Genomic DNA, 19032 nt, shown 5'->3' with positions numbered 1-19032 from the left:
TGATTGTCCTTTTCTTGCCATAAAAAAATCCCCTCCAGATAAAACAGTATTGAGTCCATCATATCAGATGGACTCTTTTTTTACTGTCTACCTATAGGGGATAATACCAAAGAGCATCCTTTTTTATTATGAAATGCGATAAACCCTTGTTTCATAAGGCTTTAAAGCAATTGTTGTTACTTCTTCATGTTCCGCAACTTCATAGTTATTTAAAAGCAAACGTTTGCGTTCTAGTGCAAATGAACCCTCATTATACACAGCTTCCTCTTTTGAGATATTACTAATTACAATGACTTTTTCATCCTGTAACGTACGTGTATATGCATAAATTTGTGGATCGTCTTCTAAAAGTAAATCATACGTACCATAGTTCAGTACATCGTGCTCTTTTTTCAGGGCAATCATTTTCTTATAGAAATTGAAAATAGACTTTTCTTCATTTTTTTGCTTTTCAACATTAATTTCTTTGTAATTTGGATTCATGCTAAACCAAGGTGTACTTGTTGTGAAACCAGCATTCATCTCATCATTCCACTGCATAGGTGTACGTGAATTATCGCGGCAAGAAGCCCATATAATCTCCATCATATCTTGATGTGGTACGCCCTCTGCAATTTTCTCGCGATATAAATTTTTAATTGCTACATCATCGTAATCTTCAATATTTGGTAACTGAACATTTGTCATACCAATTTCTTGGCCTTGATAAATAAACGGTGTACCGTGCATAAAGAAATACATCGCTCCTAGGGCTGTTGCACTTTCACGCCAATATTGTTTATCATCTCCCCATGTTGAAACGATACGTGGTTTATCGTGATTTTCAATATATAAAGCGTTCCATCCTTTATTCTCTAATCCTTTTTGCCATTTCGTTAATACTTTTTTCAATCCTACAACATCAAGGTCTTTCTTCTTCTCTGCATCCCATAAACTTAAATGTTCAAACTGGAATACCATATTGAACTTACCTTGCTCTTCTCCAACCCAAAGCTCAGCATCTTCAATCTTAACACCATTTGCTTCACCAACAGTCATAATATCGTACTTAGAGAATGTATTTTCTTTTAGCTCTTCTAATAAAGGTTGAATACCTTTCACATTCATATGTTTATCAAAAGATGGCACATATTTTAACCCTTTTGGATTTGGCATATCCTTGAGGCCTTCTTCTTTTTTAATATGACTGATCGCATCAACGCGGAAACCATCAATACCTTTATCAAGCCACCAATTAACCGTATCATATAGTACTTCGCGAACTTCTTTATTCTCCCAGTTCAAATCTGGTTGTTTACGTGAGAATAGATGTAAATAATATTGTTCTGTTTCTTCATCATATTCCCATGCCGAACCATTAAAAATACTTTCCCAGTTGTTTGGCTCCGCACCATCTTTACCATCATGCCAAATATACCAATCACGCTTCGGATTATCTTTAGATGAACGTGATTCAATAAACCATGGATGTTCATCACTCGTATGATTAATAACTAAATCAATAATAAGCTTCATATCACGCTTATGAACTTCATCTAGTAAAGCATCAAAGTCTGCCATTGTACCAAACTCATCCATAATATCTTGATAATCACTAATATCATAACCATTATCATCATTAGGTGACTTATACATTGGACAAATCCAAATTACATCTATACCTAAATCTTTTAAATAATCCAGTTTTGCAATAATACCTTGTAAATCTCCAATACCATCACCATTTGAATCCATAAAGCTTCGTGGATAAATTTGATAAGCAACTGCTTCTTTCCACCATGTCTTATTCATAGTCCTTCTCTCCTTTTGCATCCCATCGGAATTTTATGCAAACGTTTTCGTAACACTATCATAACAAAATATGAACAGTTTGCAACTGTTTTCATTGAACTCTATGTAGATTCTTTATTCTTATGCTTTATTTATTTCTCACAAGAGCAAATCTCATTCCTCATCAGCTCTTGTCCATGCACGCGAACGTCGTATACCATTTCGATTAAGAAGCGGACATCATAGTTACGATAATTTTTCTCTTTTATATCCCTCCTTTTCATATGTAAAAGGGGGATACAATAAAAAATCATCCAATATGCCGTTACCTTACAGCATGTTGGATGATTCAAGTTGATTTTCTATATCGTTTCAAATTCTTGCTCCTACTCATAAACTTTTACTTACAGATTAATTGTATTTCGTATCATTTTCATGCAATGAATGTAATTTAATATTTGGTACTTTATCTTTTTCAATACCTCTATTATAAGAAACAGGAACTTGAAATTCAAATTGCTTTGTCTCATGTTTTTGTAAATAGACTGGTTTCGGTACTGGATAGCTTTTTGAATTCTCGTTTGCATTATCATATAAAACAACTTTTAATGCTTGTGAATGATTACGATAATTTTTTAAAGTAACAATGCACTTCGGTTGGATATTCTCTCCATTTTTCTCCATTCTACACTGGCTATCTTCTTTTTTATATTCTATTGCTTCTACCCCTGTTTTTCCTGCATAATACCATGTTTTATTCAATGTCTGGAGGATTGTATTTAAAATAAACGGCATCATTACAATCAAAATACTAGTACCTACTACTTTTATTTTATTCATTTTTCTAAATGTACTAGACTCCTTTTTTCCTAGCCATTTTAAAAATAATATAAATGCAATTACATGTAGTATGAAAGAAACAATCAATATATTTGAGACTTTATAATCCATATAAACATACGTATGTATCGGAATCTTATAGACATTGAATAGTTTTTCCCCAATTAATTCATTATCATTTGGAATTTTTAATAATAACAAAACCCCTATACTGTAACAAATAGCTACTAATCGATCATACTCAATACGAATCATTCTTTCTCCCCTTCACTTTGTATTTTATTATCGATTTTAGCTATTATTACCATACTATACAATCTTTTTATAGAGGATAACGTAAAAAAGTTCCTTATAAATATATAAAGAACCTTATTAATATACACTATGAATTAAAAAATCAATATACAATTTTCACATAGAGATTTCTTCAAAATATGTTGGATCATGTATTGTAATTTTTTTATCTAAAATTGTAACAATGCTATCATTTTTTAATTGTTTTAATACGCTGCTAACTGTCTCTCGAGATGTTCCAGATATTTTGGATATTTCAATTGTTGTAAGTGGACATGAAATTACAATCTTTTCTCCACTCTGTTCTCCTAAATCCTGCATTAAATAATTTAACGTTTGGATAACACGATCTTGTGCATTAGGAATTGTAATATTTTGCACTCGATTTTCGTTCAATTTTAATATAGATGATAATTGCTGAACAACGTACATCAATTGCGTTCTGCTGGACTTTACCATATCTTCAAAGATTACCGTTGGAATATAATATACCTCCACATCCGTCATTGCTTCTGCTGTATAGTTATATCCTCTGTCTGTAAACATACCACCATAAGGAAAAATAGAATACCGCTTTACATAGTCATCGTATAATAAGTTCCCATTTTGATTAACCCGCTCTAACTTTACAAAACCATCTAACATGAAGTAAATTCTTTCCCTTGAATCCCCTTCTAAAAATAAAAATTGACCTTTTTTATAAGTTCGCCAATAAACAAACTCTGTTAAGCCTTTCAATTTTTTTTCTGTTAAATGAGCAAATAATTCGAACTGCTTTAAGTCTTTCACTACGTTCCGTCTATTCATAAAATTCCCTCTCTCTTGCTGTATGTTGGAGCGAAAAATCAAGAAAGCGTATTCAATTTGAATTTTATCATAATTAACTTGTATATTCAGATTTCATCATGAAAACTTTATGAACAATGAGTACAAAAAATATTAATAAATAAAAAGAATGAAGTTATTAACCTCATTCTTTTTTTACTACTAAGTAGCGTACATGATAATTTAAACATACATGCATACATTCTGTTTTGAAATAATAGTACCGGCTTTTTCTTCTAGTGCTTCATATACTTTTTCTAAAGACGTAATAATCGTTTTTCGTTTTGGATTTGTATTAACAAAATTAATAGCAGCTTCGATTTTTGGAAGCATGCTTCCCGCAGCAAATTGTTGTTCTTCAATATATTCTTCTAATTGATTCACTGTGACATGCTCTAATTTTTTTTGATTCGGTTGATTATAATTTACATACACATAATCAACTGCAGTTAAAATAACGAGCGTATCGGCATCTACTAATTCTGCTAATTTCTGCGCAGCGAAATCTTTATCGATAACCGCTTCAGTTCCTTTTAACCCTTCTTCAGAATCAATTACTGGAATTCCACCTCCGCCCACAGCTATCACTATGTTTCCATCTTCGACCAAAGAATTAATCACTTTATGTTCATGAATACTTACAGGCTTCGGTGATGGAACAACACGTCTCCATCCTCTACCAGCATCTTCTTTAAACACTGCTTTTGTTTCATCCATTAATTTTCTGGCCTCTTCTTCTGTATAAAAAGGACCAATTGGTTTAGTTGGATTTTTAAATGCCTCATCTTTTTTATCCACAACAACACGTGTTATAACCGTTGCTACATCTTTGTTTATATTCCGTTTTTTCAATGCCTTTTCAATTGCATTTTCCATCCAATACCCAATCATCCCTTGACTCATTGCCCCACAAGTATCTAATGGCATTGCAGGTGTCTTTTCCGTTTCTGCAGCTTTTTGCTGTAATAAAATATTCCCCACTTGTGGGCCATTTCCATGCGCAATTACTATATCCACATCATTTTCCATTATTTTCACAAGTTGTTCCGCCGTTTTTTCCAACGCTTCTTGCTGCGCTCCCGCAGTAGCTTCTCCAGACTGTATCGCATTTCCCCCTAGTGCAACTACAATTTTTCTTCGTACCATATTCCAGCCCTCCAGTTGATTTCGCTTTCACAGCGCTTTATAAAGTAATACTGCCTGTAATTAATCCATAAATCGCAAAGAATGCTAAAGCACCAATTGCTACGGATGATGCTAATTCCACTCGAGTAAATATTTGCTTCGAACTCTTTTGCTTTTGAACATTATAAAAAATAAAAATACCTGGCGCATATAAAGTCATTGTTAATAATAAATACTCTAAACCGGCTGCATAAACTAACCACACGCCATAAATACTTGCTATCAAGCCAATTATTATATTTTTATTTCGATCTGCTTCTTCAGACTTTAAGCTATGCTTCAGTTGATAAAATGCTGAAAAAGCATATGGGATTAAAATAGCTGAAGATGCTAAAGAGAATGCAAAGTTATACGCCTGATCAGAAACGACGAATGTTAACAAGAACATTTGTATTAAACCATTTGTTATCCATAACGAATTTACTGGAGCCTTATTTTTATTTTCTTTTGCGAACCATTTTGGAAATACTCCATCTTTAGCCGCTAAATATGGAATTTCAGAAGCGAGCAAAGTCCAACCTAACCAAGCACCTAATACAGAGATGACCAAACCTAAATTAATAAAGATAGCACCCCATTTTCCAACAACACTTTCAAATAAATAAGCCATAGCCGGATTTCTCAAACCTGCAATATCTGCTTGCTGCATAAGTCCAAGAGACAATAATGTGATTAAAATGTAAATGATGAGTGTACCAATTAAGCCAATAACGGTTGCTTTCCCTACATCACTTCTATTTTTTGCTCGACTGGATAAAACAACAGCCCCTTCTACCCCAATAAATACCCATAAAGTTACAAGCATTGTACTTTTAACTTGGCTGCCAACTGCTCCCCATGAAAAAGAACCAGTTTGCCCCCAAAATCCATCTAAGAACGTATCAATATGAAACGCGAAGATTCCTATGACAATAAATACAAATACAGGTACTAATTTTGCGATTGTAGTTACTAAATTCACAAGGGCTGCTGATTGAACTCCACGTAAAATTAACATGTGAACACACCATAATAATATGCTTGCACCAATAATGGATTCTACATTTTGACCGCCTTCAAAGATCGGGAAGAAATATCCTAATGAAGAAAACAATAATGTACCGTAAGCTACATTCCCAAGCCAAGCAGATAGCCAGTATCCCCACGCACTATTAAACCCCATAAAATTACCAAACCCTGCTTTTGCATAACTAAAAATACCACCATCTAAATCTGGCCGTTTTACAGTTAGATTTTGAAAAGATAATCCAAGTGCAATCATCCCAATTCCTGTTATAACCCAGCCAATAATAATGGCTCCAGCACCAGCACCTTTTGCCATATCACTCGCTAAATTAAAGGCTCCACCGCCAATCATAGACCCAACTACAAGAGCCGTTAGTGTAAACAACCCTAATTTCTTATCTTCACCCATTCCACTCACCTCTCTTTAATTGCAATAACAATACAAAAGCAATAGTGAATGATAGTGTCTAAAGGAGGAGAAAGAAGAAAGGAAGACTCCCTTTCTTCTTTACTCCATGTCTCCTAAAGTAGCTGCCATAACCGCTTTAATTGTATGCATTCTATTTTCAGCTTGATCAAATACTTTTGAATGTTTACTGCGGAATACTTCGTCAGTTACCTCCATTTCTTTCAATCCATATTTCTCATAAACTTCTTCGCCATACATCGTTTCAACATCATGAAATGCAGGTAAACAATGTAAGAAAATCACGTTTTCATTCCCTGTTGCTTTAATCATTTTCATATTTACTTGATAAGGTTTCAATAACTCGACACGTTCAGCAAATTTTTCTTCTTCCCCCATAGACACCCATACATCTGTATAAATTACATCTGCATTCGCAACAGCTTCTTCCACATTACTTGTTATCATTACCTGTTCATTATATTTTTTTGCTAAATCAATTACTTCTTGTGCAGGCCATAAAGATTCCGGTGTACAAATACGTACATCCATTCCAACGATTGCTCCACCAACTAGTAAGCTATTAGCAACATTATTTCGTCCATCTCCAACGTAAACGAGCTTTACATTTTTCAACTTCCCTACATGTTCTCTAATTGTTAATAAATCTGCTAATGTTTGTGTTGGATGCCACATGTCTGTTAATCCATTCCAAACCGGCACACCAGAATTTTGTGCTAAAGATTCTACAGTTTCATGATTAAATCCACGAAACTCAATTCCGTCAAACATACGCCCTAACACTTTTGCTGTATCCTCTACAGATTCTTTTTTCCCAAGCTGAATATCACCTTTCCCTAAATATTCAGGATTTGCCCCTAAATCTGTACATGCTACTGTAAATGCACAACGCGTACGAGTAGAAGTTTTTTCAAATAAGAGCGCTACATTTTTACCTTCTAAATAATGATGCGGGATACCATTTTTCTTTTTCTCTTTTAATTCTGCTGCCAAATCTAGAAAATATAACAATTCTTCTTGTGTAAAATCTTTTTCTGCTAGAAAGCTTCTTCCTTTTAAATTTGGTCTAGTCATTAACATAATTCATCCCTACTTTCTCCGTTATTTATACTAAATATCTTTACGAACAATTGGCATACTCATGCAACGTGGACCCCCACGACCACGAGATAATTCCGAACTTAGCACCTCAATCACTTCTATACCGTGTTCACGTAATAACGTATTAGATACATAGTTGCGATCATATGTAACAACTACACCTGGCGCAATTGCTAATGTGTTCGAGCCATCATTCCATTGTTCACGAGCAGAAGCAATTACATCTCCCCCTCCACATGGAATAAGAACTAATTCACTTAAGCCTAATACCTCTTTTAATGCTTCCATTAAAGAAGTACGATGTGTAATTTTAAGAGTTTCCTCATCTGATCCTTTTTCTAAAATATAAATATTCATATTCCCTTTTGGCCCTTGAATGGCTGGGTGAATTGTAAACTTGTCATAATCAACCATTGTAAATACTGTATCTAAATGCATAAATGCTCGACATTTTGGAATTTCTATTGCTAACACTTTCTTAATTTTATTTTGTCGGCTAAAAAGATTTTTAGCTAAACGTTCAATTGCTTTAGCTGAAGTACGAGCAGATACTCCAATCGCAATTGTTTCTTCATTTAAAATTAGCTCGTCGCCACCTTCAATTGGAAATTTATAATCACGATCTAACCAGATTGGTACATTATGTTTTGCAAATCTTGGATGATATTTAATGATGTACTCCATGAATAATGATTCACGTCTACGCGCTGGTTCTCTCATCTTATTTATCGTTAAGCCATCGCCCACGCTAGCTGCTGGGTCACGAGTAAAATATAAATTAGGCATTGGATCTAAGTAAAACGGATAGTGATCTTCCATTAATTCATATAAATGTGTCTTCTTACTTGTTTCAATTTCGTTTTTCCGTACACCGCCCATAATTTTTTGAATTAATTCTTCATTTGAAAAGGAAAGTAAATATTCTTTTAAAGTTTGATGTGCAACATTTACGTCGGCCTGTCCTTCTTTTAAAATACGATCAACAAATTCTTCTCGAAGTTTTTTATCTACTAACGCCTCAGCGGCTAGTTTTTCTAAATAAAGAACTTCAACACCCCGATTGCGTAACGTTTGTGCAAAATAATCATGCTCTTTTTGAATAATTGGTAAGTATGGAATATCGTCAAATAATAATTGCTGCAAATAATCTGGCGTCAAGTTTTCCACTTCTTTACCCGGTCGTTTTAATAAAACCGTTTGTAATTCCCCAATTTCTGAAGTAACATGTATCGGATGTTTCATTTGTTGTACCTCCTTTTAAATATGTTTGATGTCTTACAAGTACATAATAAATGCTCTGTACTTTCATCTTTGTGAAAGCATCCACATTATCATTGTGAAATATTAAACAAGTTATTTTTTTAAAATCATACGAATATGTATTTTTATAACAAACTATCTTGCTTTCTCAATAAAAAATACATATATTACGCATATATGTTGAATATTTAACTTCCGTATTTAAACAAAAATCCTGTTTTTAATTTTATTAAAAACAGGATTTTTGCATCTAAATAATTAAATTTAATCTTTCTTCTATAATCTCCCTATCTGATTTCGACTGTGAAATTATAAGGCATGTATCATTTCCACATATACATCCTATTTTTTCTTTCCAATCTAACTCATCAAATAAAACACCAATAACATGTGCATTACCAGGTAATGTTTTAATAACCATTAATTGATCTACACAATCAATTTTTACAACAACTTCTCGTAATTTTTTCTTTAACTTTATATCAGTTTGTAAATGCTCTTCTGAGAAAACTTTATATATCATTAATCCTTCTTGAGAAGGTACCTTCGTTAAGTTTAACTCACGAATATCGCGAGAAACCGTAGCTTGTGTTACTAATACATCTTTTTTTGCTAACAATTCTACTAATCTTTCTTGCTTATCTATTTCATACTCCTTTACAAATTGTTTAATTAACCGTTGTCTTTTTTCTTTTTTCATAAAAGACACCCCTTTTAATATTATAGCTCGCTATAATTTTCATCGGAAAGGGACAGAAAAGAATGTTGCGGAAACGTTCATAGTTTAACTGTAAATATTAAATCAAGCTAAATAAAAAAGAGAAGAACAATATTCTGTTCTTCCTTTTACATTGAAAATCGTTCAATTGTTTGTTTCAAATCAGTTGCTTGCTTCTCTAAATCCTTTAATAATTGATTGATTACTATCATATTTTTAGATTGTTGTAGCGTCACACGTGCTACTTCTTGCGAACCAGCTGACGTTTCTTCAGCAATTGCTGCTACAGCTTTTGTTTGTGCTCCTGTTTGATGAATGTGGCTCACTTGTTCATTCATATAACTACTAATTTGCTGAGTTGCATCGGCTACTTCCATAACACTTGATGACATTTCTTTTAAAATTAATTCCGTAGCTTCCCCACGTTTCGCCTCTTCTTTAGCTATTTTCACTTGTTCTGTCATTTTCATTGCAACTTGTTGTACTTCATCTTGCATATTCCGTAATAACTGCGATATGTTTCTTGCAGAATGATCACTTTCATCAGCAAGTTTACGTACTTCTTCCGCAACAACCGCAAAGCCTCTTCCATGCTCTCCTGCGCGAGCTGCCTCAATAGAAGCATTTAGTGCTAATAAATTCGTTTGGCTAGCAATCGCACTCACAACAGACACAATATGTTCTACTTGTTTCATTCGTTCTTCTAACTTCTGTACATTTTGCATTGAATCTTCATTTTCTTTTGCCAATGTTTGAATACCTTGAATTAAAGACGTAAAGACACGAGTACTATGCCCTAAAGCTTCAACCATTTCTGAAGACAATGTATCAGACTGCTTCGCTTTTTCTTCTACTTCACTTGCAATAGAAGTCGTTGTATCAACAGCAGAAACAATTGCTTGAATTGATGCCGCTGATTGCTCAGCGCCTGAAGAAATCTCTGCAAGTGTCTCAGATACACCTTGCGCTTGTCTCGTTGCTTCGCCTGTTTGTTTTCTAATCTGCTGTACTTGATTATTTGTATACGAAAATGTTGTATCAATATTTTTTACCATGCCCCTTAAGTTTCCTAACATCATATTAAATGCAACACTTAAAGATTTAATTTCATCATCTGTCTTCGGTAATGGAACATCTTCACGAATATCACCCTCAGCTGCTTTTCTTGCCGCCTCCTCTAACTTGCGAAGCGGTTTAATTAAAAATACGGCTGCTCCATATGCTAAAATTCCAGACCATACTACCCCTAATAACATAACGATAATATTATATACAGTTTGACTTACATAACTTTGAAAATAATCGTATATCACGTAAATAAAAAAGATACTTGTTGAATATGTAATGAAAGCTAAAACTGTAGTGAATAGCATAAGTTGTGTACGTAATCCAAAAGAAAATGTTTTTCTTTCTTTTTCCATCTTCCCTTTCCCCCTTTTTATAAGCAATATAAATACTACCTATATATTATTATCCATATTTTCATTATAGAAGGATATAGAGATTTTAAAAACCATTATTTCTTTGAATATCAAATTGCACGAAAAAAATAAAGGATTCTGACAATTTATGACTAATAACAGAAATACAGGGCAACATTTGTAAAATATATTTTTAACTGGGGGTTTTGTATGATTCAAGTTCGAAATCTAGTAAAATCATTCGGTTCACTTGATGTGTTAAAAGGAATTGATTTAGAAGTAAAAGAAAAAGAAGTTGTTGTTTTAATTGGTGCCAGTGGTTCTGGTAAAAGTACATTACTTCGCTGTCTTAACTTTTTAGAAATGTACGATGAAGGCGAAATTCACTTACAAGGTGAGCGAATTGATCCAAAGCATTCAAATTTAAATAAAGTCCGTGAAAATGTCGGTATGGTTTTTCAGCACTTTAACCTCTTTCCTCATATGACCTCACTAGAAAACATCATAGAAGCACCTATTCACGTAAAAAAATTAGAGAAAGCAAATGCACAGGATATTGGAAATCAACTTCTCCAAAAAGTCGGCCTTCAAGATAAAGCGGATGTAACTCCTCATCTTCTTTCAGGTGGTCAAAAACAGCGCATTGCCATTGCACGAGCTCTTGCAATGAGCCCTAAGATTATGCTATTTGATGAGCCTACCTCAGCTTTAGACCCTGAACTTGTTGGAGAAGTATTGCAAGTTATGAAAGAACTTGCTGAAGAAGGGATGACAATGGTTATTGTTACTCATGAAATGAATTTCGCAAAAGATGTAGCTGATCGCGTCATCTTTATGGACGATGGAAAGATTGTAGAAGATGCTCCGCCAGTACAATTCTTTTCAGCTCCATCACATGAACGGGCAAAACAATTTTTACGCAACGTTTTATAATGTAACTTTTGTTTCAAACGAAAAGGAATGCATTCATACGGTGCACAACTAATCATCCAAATAAAATATTTCAATAACATACTAAAAAACCATCCGTATGATCAATATATAGGAGGGGTTTTATGAAAAGAAAACTATTAACCATTGTTGCTAGCATTACACTATGCACATCTTTCATACTAGGAGCTTGTAGCAAAGAAAGCTCTACTACTTCATCAAATGGTGAAAAAGAATTTCGCTATGCGATGAGTGGATTATACAAACCTTTTAACTATAAAGAAAATGACGGCAAACTTGTCGGTTTTGATGTAGAAATCGGTGAAGCTCTTGCTAAAAAGATGAACATGAAGGCTACGCCAGTTACAAACCCATGGGAAACGCTGATTCAAGGTCTTCAAGCGAAGAAATATGATGTAATACTGGGTAGTATGGCAATTACAGAGGAGCGCTTAAAAGCTGTTAGTTTCTCAAATCCGTACTATCGCTCTGGCGCCCAAATTTTTGTAGCTAAAAAGAATAACGCTATCTCTTCTCCAGAAGATTTAAAAGGTAAGAAAATTGGTGTTGTAAAAGCTAGTACCTTTAAAAATCTTGTTGCAAAATATACAGATCAAATCACAGAATATGACAGCGATATTACTGCTCTTATGGACTTAGAGCCTGGGCGTGTTGACGCAGTAATTACGGATCAAATGGTTGGTCTACGTATGATAAAAGAAGGAAAATCGAAGATAAAAGAAGCCGGAAAACCATTAAATCTTGATGAAATGGGAATTGCTATTCGCAAAGATGATAAAGAAATGGTTGAGAAAGTAAATAAAGCGTTAGATGAAATCATTAAAGATGGTACGTATGAAAAGATCAGTAAAAAATGGTTCGGGCGTAATATTCTCGGTGAAGAGGAAAAAACGAAGTAAGTTAGCCATTCAAAAGATTCATAAACAATGCCCCACTGATTAAATGTTCATTTTATGTGGGGCATTTCATTCTCTACTAAAATCTATACAATATGAGGTGAAACGCATGTTTGAAATTTTTATCTCTTCCTATCCCACACTCTTAAAGGCTACTATTGTCACATTACAATTAACATTAACTTCCCTAGTACTCGGTTCATTAATTGGATTATTATTCGCTTTCTTTCGAATCTCTAACAATAAAGTTTTAAATAGTATCGCTCATGTCTACATTGCTATTATTCGTGGTACACCTTTAATTGTTCAAATTGCCATTCTCTATTTTGGAATTACATCCGTTGTTGTTTTCACCCCTTTTTGGGCAGGTGCAATCGCTTTAGCAATTCATAACGGAGCATATATTACGGAAATTTTCCGTGGATCTATTCAATCCGTTGACCGGGGACAATTAGAAGCAGCTCGCTCTTTAGGCATGCCTTATCCTTTAGCTATGCGACGAATTATATTACCACAAGCATTTCGTCTGTCTCTTCCTCCTCTAGGAAACCAATTTATTATCGGATTAAAAGATTCTTCACTTGTTGCTTATGTAGGAATGTCCGAATTATGGGGTTCAGGTTTATCAATTGCAGCAGGTAATTTCCAACAATTAGATACTTACATAATCGTTGGTGCATACTATCTCATACTTGTTCTTCTATTTACTTATTTTGTTAATCTTTTAGAAAAACGACTACAACGAAAAGAAACTAACTCCGTCCAAGTCCATAAAAGGAACAAAAAGGAAGTTTCTTTATAAGAAAAAGCAAGCCTGAGATGGCTTGCTTTTTCATTGCAAAAATATATTAATTTTTACTGATTTACTTTTTTAATACTCTTTTCTTCTTCTATATGTTCCTCACGATATGAAATATTATGAGGATCTAGTCCATTTCCTAAAGAACCATAGAAATGCTCTCTATGCGGATCCACTAATTCACTTCCTTGATAATACACACGTGGTGTATTCCATAGCGCTGCCAAAGCTTTTGTCATCGGCATCTCATGATAGCGTTCCGGCCACATTTCTTTAATCTTCTCTTTTACTAACGGATAGTATTTAGAACTCATAGCAGGAAACAGATGATGTTCTGTATGATATGAGAAATTGAAATGTAAAACGTCTACCCAGCGCGGCACTGTTACTGACAAACAGTTTGCTAACGGATCATTTACTGGAACAATTGGATTTAAGCGGTGATTTGTTGCGATATATGCCATTACAATAAAGTTAGCAATTAACAACGGAATGACATATGCAAATAACCATTTTCCAGGTCCCATAATAAACAATAAACTAATCCAAACTGTCCAAGGCAAAAGAAGTTGAAGCCATACAGATTTTTGATTGGATGACTTGAACTCTTTTATAAAATGAAAGAACATTCGAGTCGAATGCAATGTAAATTGAATTGTTAGTGACAGAAAACTAAAGAATGAACGTACATGTAAAGGCATACGATATACCCAACTCAAAAACTTACTCTTCTTAAGTTTCTCAAGTGTCGGCCATGCATCTGGATCATTCTCTTCATGCTGTGTATGAACATGATGCGTTGCATTATGCCACTTTCTCCAAAGCTTTGGCCCTGTTGATAATGGCATAAATGCAATCGCGCCTAAGAAGTCACGAAGCCATGCCTTTCTTACAACAGTTCCATGTAAAATTTCATGCCCTAAAAATCCTAGTGAAGCAAAACATAATCCAAGAACAATCGCAATTCCTAGATTCGCCCACACATTCAATTCAAATACACCAATCGATATTAACCCCGCCAATGCCACAAGCAAATAAGCCAGTCCACCAAATAAACGAGTAGGCACTGGTTTAAATGCTTTTTTCGGCAAATGTGGTGATACACGTGCTGCATACCACCCAAACGTATGAAGCTCCTTCATCCTTTTGCTCCTTTCTTATGCCGCGCCTTGCGCAACTTACATATATCAATTCTTGCTTCCAGATTGATTTTACTAGATGATCCAAAAAGCATCTATTATAAGGAAAATATACTCACTCTATCGTCACTTATTTTTCGCTTTTATTATCAATGAAAAACATTTCTCTTTTTACTCTCTATCAACCTTTCCACATGATGAATCATAACAATAGAATTTCTATATTGTCAACACATTTTATGACCTAGTAATAAAAGGTGGTTATATTTTTATAATCATACTTTATTTCACTAAAGAAAATGTATAGATTCCATAAGGATTTACCCACTATATATAGACATTTTCTTAAACGCCATAGACTCTATCTCATTCAATAACTCCCTATGTAATCAACAAACAGAATCACTTGAATTTAGTTTTATATAAATCCTACTACATCATAATGCCCCACCTAATTAATTATATTAAAATAATTTATAACCTCTTTTAATAAAAATAGACTACTTCTAAAACAACACACATGAATTTCATATAATATGGAAATATTAAAAGGAAAATTGTTCTAAAATCAGGAGGTTTCCGCAATGACAAGTGATACATTTCCACAACTGCCGCTATCTTATTGGATTGAATCTACTCAGTTTCCTACTTTCCCTCGTTTATCCGAAAATATAAAGACGAAAGTTGCTATTATCGGTGCTGGTATTACAGGTATTACTACTGCCTATTTACTTGCAAAAGAAGGCATCGATGTTGTTTTAATTGATTCTGGTCGTATTTTAAATGGAACGACTGGGCATACAACAGCGAAAGTAACAGCACAACATGATCTTATTTATGATGAATTAATAAATCATTTCGGTGTAGAAAAGGCCCGGCTTTACTATGAATCAAATAATCAGGCTCTACAATTCATAAATAAAACTGTTCAAACATATAAAATCGACTGTAATTTCTCAAATGAAGATTCATATTTATATACAACTACTGATAACGGATTAAGAAATTTATCGAAAGAATATGAAGCTTATCAAAAATTAAATATACCTTGTGACTATGTTCAATCTCTATCGATTCCTATTCCAGTACAATCTGCGCTTGTAATGAAAAATCAAGCACAATTCCATCCCCTTCTTTATTTAAAAACACTTTTAGAAAAGTTTGTGGAGATGGGCGGAAAGGTCTACGAACAAACAACAGCTATGGATGTGGAAAAGGGCGATTATTCACAAATAATTACAAAAGAGGGCCATCATATCACTTGTGAATATGTCGTCTCTTGTTCACATTTTCCTTTTTATGATGCGAATAGCTTTTTCTTTACGCGAATGTACGCAGAACGCTCCTACGCTCTTGCAATAAAAGCAAAAACGGAGTATCCAGGTGGCATGTATTTAAGTATTGATGATCCAAAGCGCTCCTTACGCTATATAACAAACAATGGAGAAAAATTAATTTTGATTGGCGGAGAGAGTCATAAAACAGGTCAGGGAATAAATACGATGCTTCATTATGAAGCACTCTATTCTTTTGCTGAAGCCACTTTTGGAATAGATGAAGTTCCTTATAGATGGTCAGCACAAGATTTAATTACTCTAGATAAGCTTCCTTATATCGGACATATTAACGAAAGAAATCCAAATATATTTGTTGCAACTGGATATCGCAAATGGGGAATGACAACTGGAACTGCTGCCGCTCACCTACTGAAGGACTCCATCCTAAAAGTTCACAGTCCCTATAAAGAACTGTATGCACCATCACGCTTCCATGCAAATCCAGATATAAAAACGTTCCTCTCCCAAAACATTGATGTTGCGAAACATTTAATTGCAGGAAAGATTGAAACCGCATTACGTAAGCCAGAAGATCTCGAAGTTGGTGAAGGATCTGTCGTACATGTTAACGGTAAACGAGCAGGTGCTTATAAGGACAAAGAAGGAAAATTACATATCGTCGATACAACTTGTACACATCTCGGCTGTGAAGTTGAATGGAATAATGGTGATTGTACTTGGGATTGCCCTTGCCATGGTTCTCGTTTTTCAATTGAGGGAGACGTTCTTGAAGGCCCAGCAGATCAACCGTTAAAACGAGTTGATAATGAGTAAACAAATAAAGAAGTTCAACAAAATTACTGTTGGACTTCTTTATTTGTTATAAACCCTTTTCAGATAAAATTCGACACAAGGAGGAAAATATTAACATTAAATAAAATAATATATTCATCTACAAATTAAAAGGGGTGAATATTATGCAACCTTCAGCTCCACCTCATCTAGAATCTACAGAAACTATCTTTCCAAGCTCTATTACAAAACTTGTTGTTTTTATTTGTTGGCTAGCCATTTTAGCTGATGGATATGATTTAGGTATTTACGGTGCCGTTCTACCAAAGCTCCTAGAAGACAAAAGCTGGGCGCTATCACCAGCGCATGCTGGTACAATTGCAAGCTATGCTTTATTTGGGATGTTTATTGGGGCTATTCTAGTTGGAACGATTACAGATCTAATTGGGCGTAAATGGACGCTTATATGCTGTTTAGCACTTTTTTCTATCACAATGGGTTTAGCGGCTATCGCTCCTTCTCCTGAGTTATTTGGATTATCTCGATTTATAGGAGGAATCGGATTAGGCGGTGTTATCCCAACAGCTTCAGCACTTACTGTTGAATATTCACCAAAAAAAAGGCAATCTTTTATTTATGCTCTTATGTTTACTGGCTATCCTTTAGGTATCGTGTTAGGTGCTATTTTGTCCATGCTTATGTTAGAAGATTTCGGATGGAGAATTATGTTTGGTATCGGAATGATTCCACTACTCCTCATTCCTTTCATTATTCGCTATTTACCCGAGTCCATTCAATTTTTATTATCACGTAATCGCCAAGAAGAAGTGAACCAAATTCTTAATCGTTTTCAAATTGAATTTCATGTAAAAGATAAAACTCATCAAGACCCATCTACTATACGAAAGAAAAATGGATTTTTTACTTTATTCTCAAAAGAATACATAAAAGCAACGCTACTTTTTTGGATCACTTATATAATGGGAATGTTTTTAATATATGGTTTAAACACTTGGTTACCACAGATGATGCGCCAGGCAGGATATCCTCTTGGGTCTAGTCTGTCATTTCTACTTATGCTAAATATTACCGCAGCTATCGGCGCACTATTCGCTGGAGCAATTGCTGATCGTATAGGAGCAAAAATTGTTATTAGCATCTCTTATCTTATGGCAGCCATATGTATCGGACTATTAACAATCAAACCATCTGTTACAATCATTTATCTTTTAATCGGCCTTGCTGGTATTGGATCAGTCGGTATTACTCAAATATTAAATGCATATGTAACACAATACTTCCCATCACATATCCGAGCTACCTCCTTAGGCTGGGGACTGGGGCTTGGCCGAGTTGGTGCAATTGCTGGCCCAATTCTCGTCGGTATTATTATGACAATGCAATATGACTTAGCATGGAATTTTTACTTATTCTCCTTTGCAGGTCTTATCGCAGCTATATCTGTTTTCTTCATTCCTACAAAATAAAAAGAGCACAAACTTACTTGTGCTCTTTTTCATATGCTTCAAACAACATATCTCGAAACAATGTATTTAAACTCTCAATATCGATTCCTGATCCCTTTTCAATTCCTTTTACATATTGCTGATAGTAATGAATTTGTTCTTCTAAAAATTGATTTAGCACCTTAATTTTCAATCCAACATCTAATTCAGTACCTGCTTTTTTCTTTATTAACAACTTTTCAATTTCATCTAATACGCTACGTTCTAATGATAATTCTGTAATTAATCGATCAAATTCTACAGGAGGTAAAGTCGTTTTCTCTTCTAGCCACTTACAAGCTAAAATGGGACGTAATACATAAAAGTACTTTTTCAGCTTTACATTCTCACCTTGCAAAAATTCACGATAATTTTTCGAAGCCATATGTAAATAATGATATATCGTTGCTTTTGGATCAAAATTCTTCTCACTCATCTGTTGAAGTAGTTCTGGAAAATTAGAGTTTTTCGAATAAAAAATTGGTGATCGAATCCACTCAAGTAAAGCAGGATTCGACTTCGCGAATAGTTGCAACGCCTTTTTAATATCCCAACCACTTATATCTAAATCATCACTAATTGGATATTCAATTACATCTCGTTTGTCATGAATTGATAAATACCATTCTACCGGATGTATATAAACAAACCTAACATCATAATCGCTATCTTTCGATGGAAACCCCCAAGCACGACTCCCTGATTCCACCGCAAATAAAATTTTCACATCATTCTCTTTTTCAATTCTTTCTAACTCCAACTCGATTTTCTCTCTCATTTCATAACATCTCCATTTTTTGATTATTTCCTTGGAAATTCGACAATAC

Annotated in this window: 15 protein-coding genes and 2 pseudogenes; 5 read left to right on the top strand and 12 right to left on the bottom strand. The window is 34.2% G+C overall.

Translation table 11 applies throughout. From position 1 onward, the window contains the following. Positions 1–126 precede the first annotated feature (126 nt). The 10 genes and pseudogenes from ACTFO4_RS25990 to ACTFO4_RS25945 all read right to left on the bottom strand — a co-directional run. Positions 127–1791, bottom strand: coding sequence for a glycoside hydrolase family 13 protein (locus ACTFO4_RS25990; RefSeq protein ID WP_001044710.1), 1665 nt, complete (start codon positions 1789–1791; stop codon positions 127–129). A 390-nt stretch (positions 1792–2181) separates the two neighbouring features. After that, positions 2182–2865: a hypothetical protein gene (locus ACTFO4_RS25985; RefSeq protein WP_000619186.1), complete on the bottom strand. Its 684-nt coding sequence runs from the start codon at positions 2863–2865 to the stop codon at positions 2182–2184. 156 nt (positions 2866–3021) lie between these two features. Continuing rightward, positions 3022–3711, bottom strand: coding sequence for a Crp/Fnr family transcriptional regulator (locus ACTFO4_RS25980; RefSeq protein ID WP_001081905.1), 690 nt, complete (start codon positions 3709–3711; stop codon positions 3022–3024). 201 nt (positions 3712–3912) lie between these two features. After that, entirely contained in the window at positions 3913–4875 is a 963-nt protein-coding gene (gene arcC, locus ACTFO4_RS25975; protein WP_078439128.1) for a carbamate kinase, read from the bottom strand. 37 nt (positions 4876–4912) lie between these two features. Further along, a complete protein-coding gene (gene arcD, locus ACTFO4_RS25970; protein ID WP_000503409.1) occupies positions 4913–6328 on the bottom strand; it encodes an arginine-ornithine antiporter in 1416 nt (471 codons plus the stop codon). A gap of 99 nt (positions 6329–6427) precedes the next feature. Further along, complete coding sequence (gene argF, locus ACTFO4_RS25965; protein WP_063535558.1) at positions 6428–7426, bottom strand: ornithine carbamoyltransferase; 999 nt, start codon at positions 7424–7426, stop codon at positions 6428–6430. 30 nt (positions 7427–7456) lie between these two features. After that, entirely contained in the window at positions 7457–8689 is a 1233-nt protein-coding gene (gene arcA, locus ACTFO4_RS25960; protein WP_000682331.1) for an arginine deiminase, read from the bottom strand. 268 nt (positions 8690–8957) lie between these two features. Continuing rightward, positions 8958–9407 (bottom strand): arginine repressor, encoded by a 450-nt coding sequence (gene argR, locus ACTFO4_RS25955; protein WP_000711826.1) that lies wholly within the window; start codon positions 9405–9407, stop codon positions 8958–8960. A 146-nt stretch (positions 9408–9553) separates the two neighbouring features. Beyond that, positions 9554–10126, bottom strand: a pseudogene (locus tag ACTFO4_RS25950) (methyl-accepting chemotaxis protein); the annotation flags it as partial. 369 nt (positions 10127–10495) lie between these two features. Beyond that, positions 10496–10681 (bottom strand): annotated as a pseudogene (locus ACTFO4_RS25945) (HAMP domain-containing protein); the annotation flags it as partial. Between the two features lie 375 nt (positions 10682–11056). Between ACTFO4_RS25945 and ACTFO4_RS25940 the strand changes: the two are divergent. The 3 genes from ACTFO4_RS25940 (at position 11057) to ACTFO4_RS25930 (ending at position 13495) form a co-directional block, all read left to right on the top strand. Continuing rightward, on the top strand, positions 11057–11779 hold the full coding sequence (locus ACTFO4_RS25940; protein ID WP_000616927.1) for an amino acid ABC transporter ATP-binding protein: 723 nt from the start codon (positions 11057–11059) through the stop codon (positions 11777–11779). Between the two features lie 122 nt (positions 11780–11901). Beyond that, positions 11902–12696 (top strand): ABC transporter substrate-binding protein, encoded by a 795-nt coding sequence (locus tag ACTFO4_RS25935; RefSeq protein ID WP_266007037.1) that lies wholly within the window; start codon positions 11902–11904, stop codon positions 12694–12696. A gap of 43 nt (positions 12697–12739) precedes the next feature. Then, positions 12740–13495 carry an amino acid ABC transporter permease gene (locus ACTFO4_RS25930; RefSeq protein ID WP_002025246.1) on the top strand — a complete coding sequence of 252 codons (756 nt, stop codon included), beginning with the start codon at positions 12740–12742 and terminating at the stop codon, positions 13493–13495. Positions 13496–13548: 53 nt separating this feature from the next. Here the strand turns inward: ACTFO4_RS25930 and ACTFO4_RS25925 are convergent, their stop codons facing one another. Continuing rightward, positions 13549–14634, bottom strand: a complete 1086-nt coding sequence (locus ACTFO4_RS25925; protein WP_000661226.1) for a fatty acid desaturase family protein — start codon at positions 14632–14634, stop codon at positions 13549–13551. A 581-nt stretch (positions 14635–15215) separates the two neighbouring features. Here ACTFO4_RS25925 and ACTFO4_RS25920 point away from each other — a divergent pair. Together ACTFO4_RS25920 and ACTFO4_RS25915 are read left to right on the top strand one after the other, a co-directional pair. Beyond that, the gene (locus tag ACTFO4_RS25920) at positions 15216–16742 is read left to right on the top strand and encodes an FAD-dependent oxidoreductase (RefSeq protein WP_000199986.1); all 1527 of its coding nucleotides are present in this window, start codon (positions 15216–15218) and stop codon (positions 16740–16742) included. Between the two features lie 143 nt (positions 16743–16885). After that, the gene (locus ACTFO4_RS25915) at positions 16886–18187 is read left to right on the top strand and encodes an MFS transporter (RefSeq protein WP_001183082.1); all 1302 of its coding nucleotides are present in this window, start codon (positions 16886–16888) and stop codon (positions 18185–18187) included. Positions 18188–18200: 13 nt separating this feature from the next. Here the strand turns inward: ACTFO4_RS25915 and ACTFO4_RS25910 are convergent, their stop codons facing one another. Then, the gene (locus tag ACTFO4_RS25910; RefSeq protein WP_001208237.1) at positions 18201–18983 is read right to left on the bottom strand and encodes a nucleotidyltransferase domain-containing protein; all 783 of its coding nucleotides are present in this window, start codon (positions 18981–18983) and stop codon (positions 18201–18203) included. Positions 18984–19032: the final 49 nt, after the last annotated feature.

The organism is Bacillus cereus group sp. MYBKT14-1, assembly GCF_051915185.1.
Lineage (GTDB): Bacteria > Bacillota > Bacilli > Bacillales > Bacillaceae_G > Bacillus_A > Bacillus_A cereus.
Note: the sequence above shows the minus strand (reverse complement) of the source record. Positions and strands in the feature narration are given on the sequence as shown.

Coding starts and splice junctions, on each gene's coding strand:
- ACTFO4_RS25990 (WP_001044710.1), bottom strand. CDS start 1,791: ATGAATAAGACATGGTGGAAAGAAGCAGTTGCTTATCAAATTTATCCA.
- ACTFO4_RS25985 (WP_000619186.1), bottom strand. CDS start 2,865: ATGATTCGTATTGAGTATGATCGATTAGTAGCTATTTGTTACAGTATA.
- ACTFO4_RS25980 (WP_001081905.1), bottom strand. CDS start 3,711: ATGAATAGACGGAACGTAGTGAAAGACTTAAAGCAGTTCGAATTATTT.
- arcC (WP_078439128.1), bottom strand. CDS start 4,875: ATGGTACGAAGAAAAATTGTAGTTGCACTAGGGGGAAATGCGATACAG.
- arcD (WP_000503409.1), bottom strand. CDS start 6,328: ATGGGTGAAGATAAGAAATTAGGGTTGTTTACACTAACGGCTCTTGTA.
- argF (WP_063535558.1), bottom strand. CDS start 7,426: ATGTTAATGACTAGACCAAATTTAAAAGGAAGAAGCTTTCTAGCAGAA.
- arcA (WP_000682331.1), bottom strand. CDS start 8,689: ATGAAACATCCGATACATGTTACTTCAGAAATTGGGGAATTACAAACG.
- argR (WP_000711826.1), bottom strand. CDS start 9,407: ATGAAAAAAGAAAAAAGACAACGGTTAATTAAACAATTTGTAAAGGAG.
- ACTFO4_RS25940 (WP_000616927.1), top strand. CDS start 11,057: ATGATTCAAGTTCGAAATCTAGTAAAATCATTCGGTTCACTTGATGTG.
- ACTFO4_RS25935 (WP_266007037.1), top strand. CDS start 11,902: ATGAAAAGAAAACTATTAACCATTGTTGCTAGCATTACACTATGCACA.
- ACTFO4_RS25930 (WP_002025246.1), top strand. CDS start 12,740: ATGTTCATTTTATGTGGGGCATTTCATTCTCTACTAAAATCTATACAA.
- ACTFO4_RS25925 (WP_000661226.1), bottom strand. CDS start 14,634: ATGAAGGAGCTTCATACGTTTGGGTGGTATGCAGCACGTGTATCACCA.
- ACTFO4_RS25920 (WP_000199986.1), top strand. CDS start 15,216: ATGACAAGTGATACATTTCCACAACTGCCGCTATCTTATTGGATTGAA.
- ACTFO4_RS25915 (WP_001183082.1), top strand. CDS start 16,886: ATGCAACCTTCAGCTCCACCTCATCTAGAATCTACAGAAACTATCTTT.
- ACTFO4_RS25910 (WP_001208237.1), bottom strand. CDS start 18,983: ATGAGAGAGAAAATCGAGTTGGAGTTAGAAAGAATTGAAAAAGAGAAT.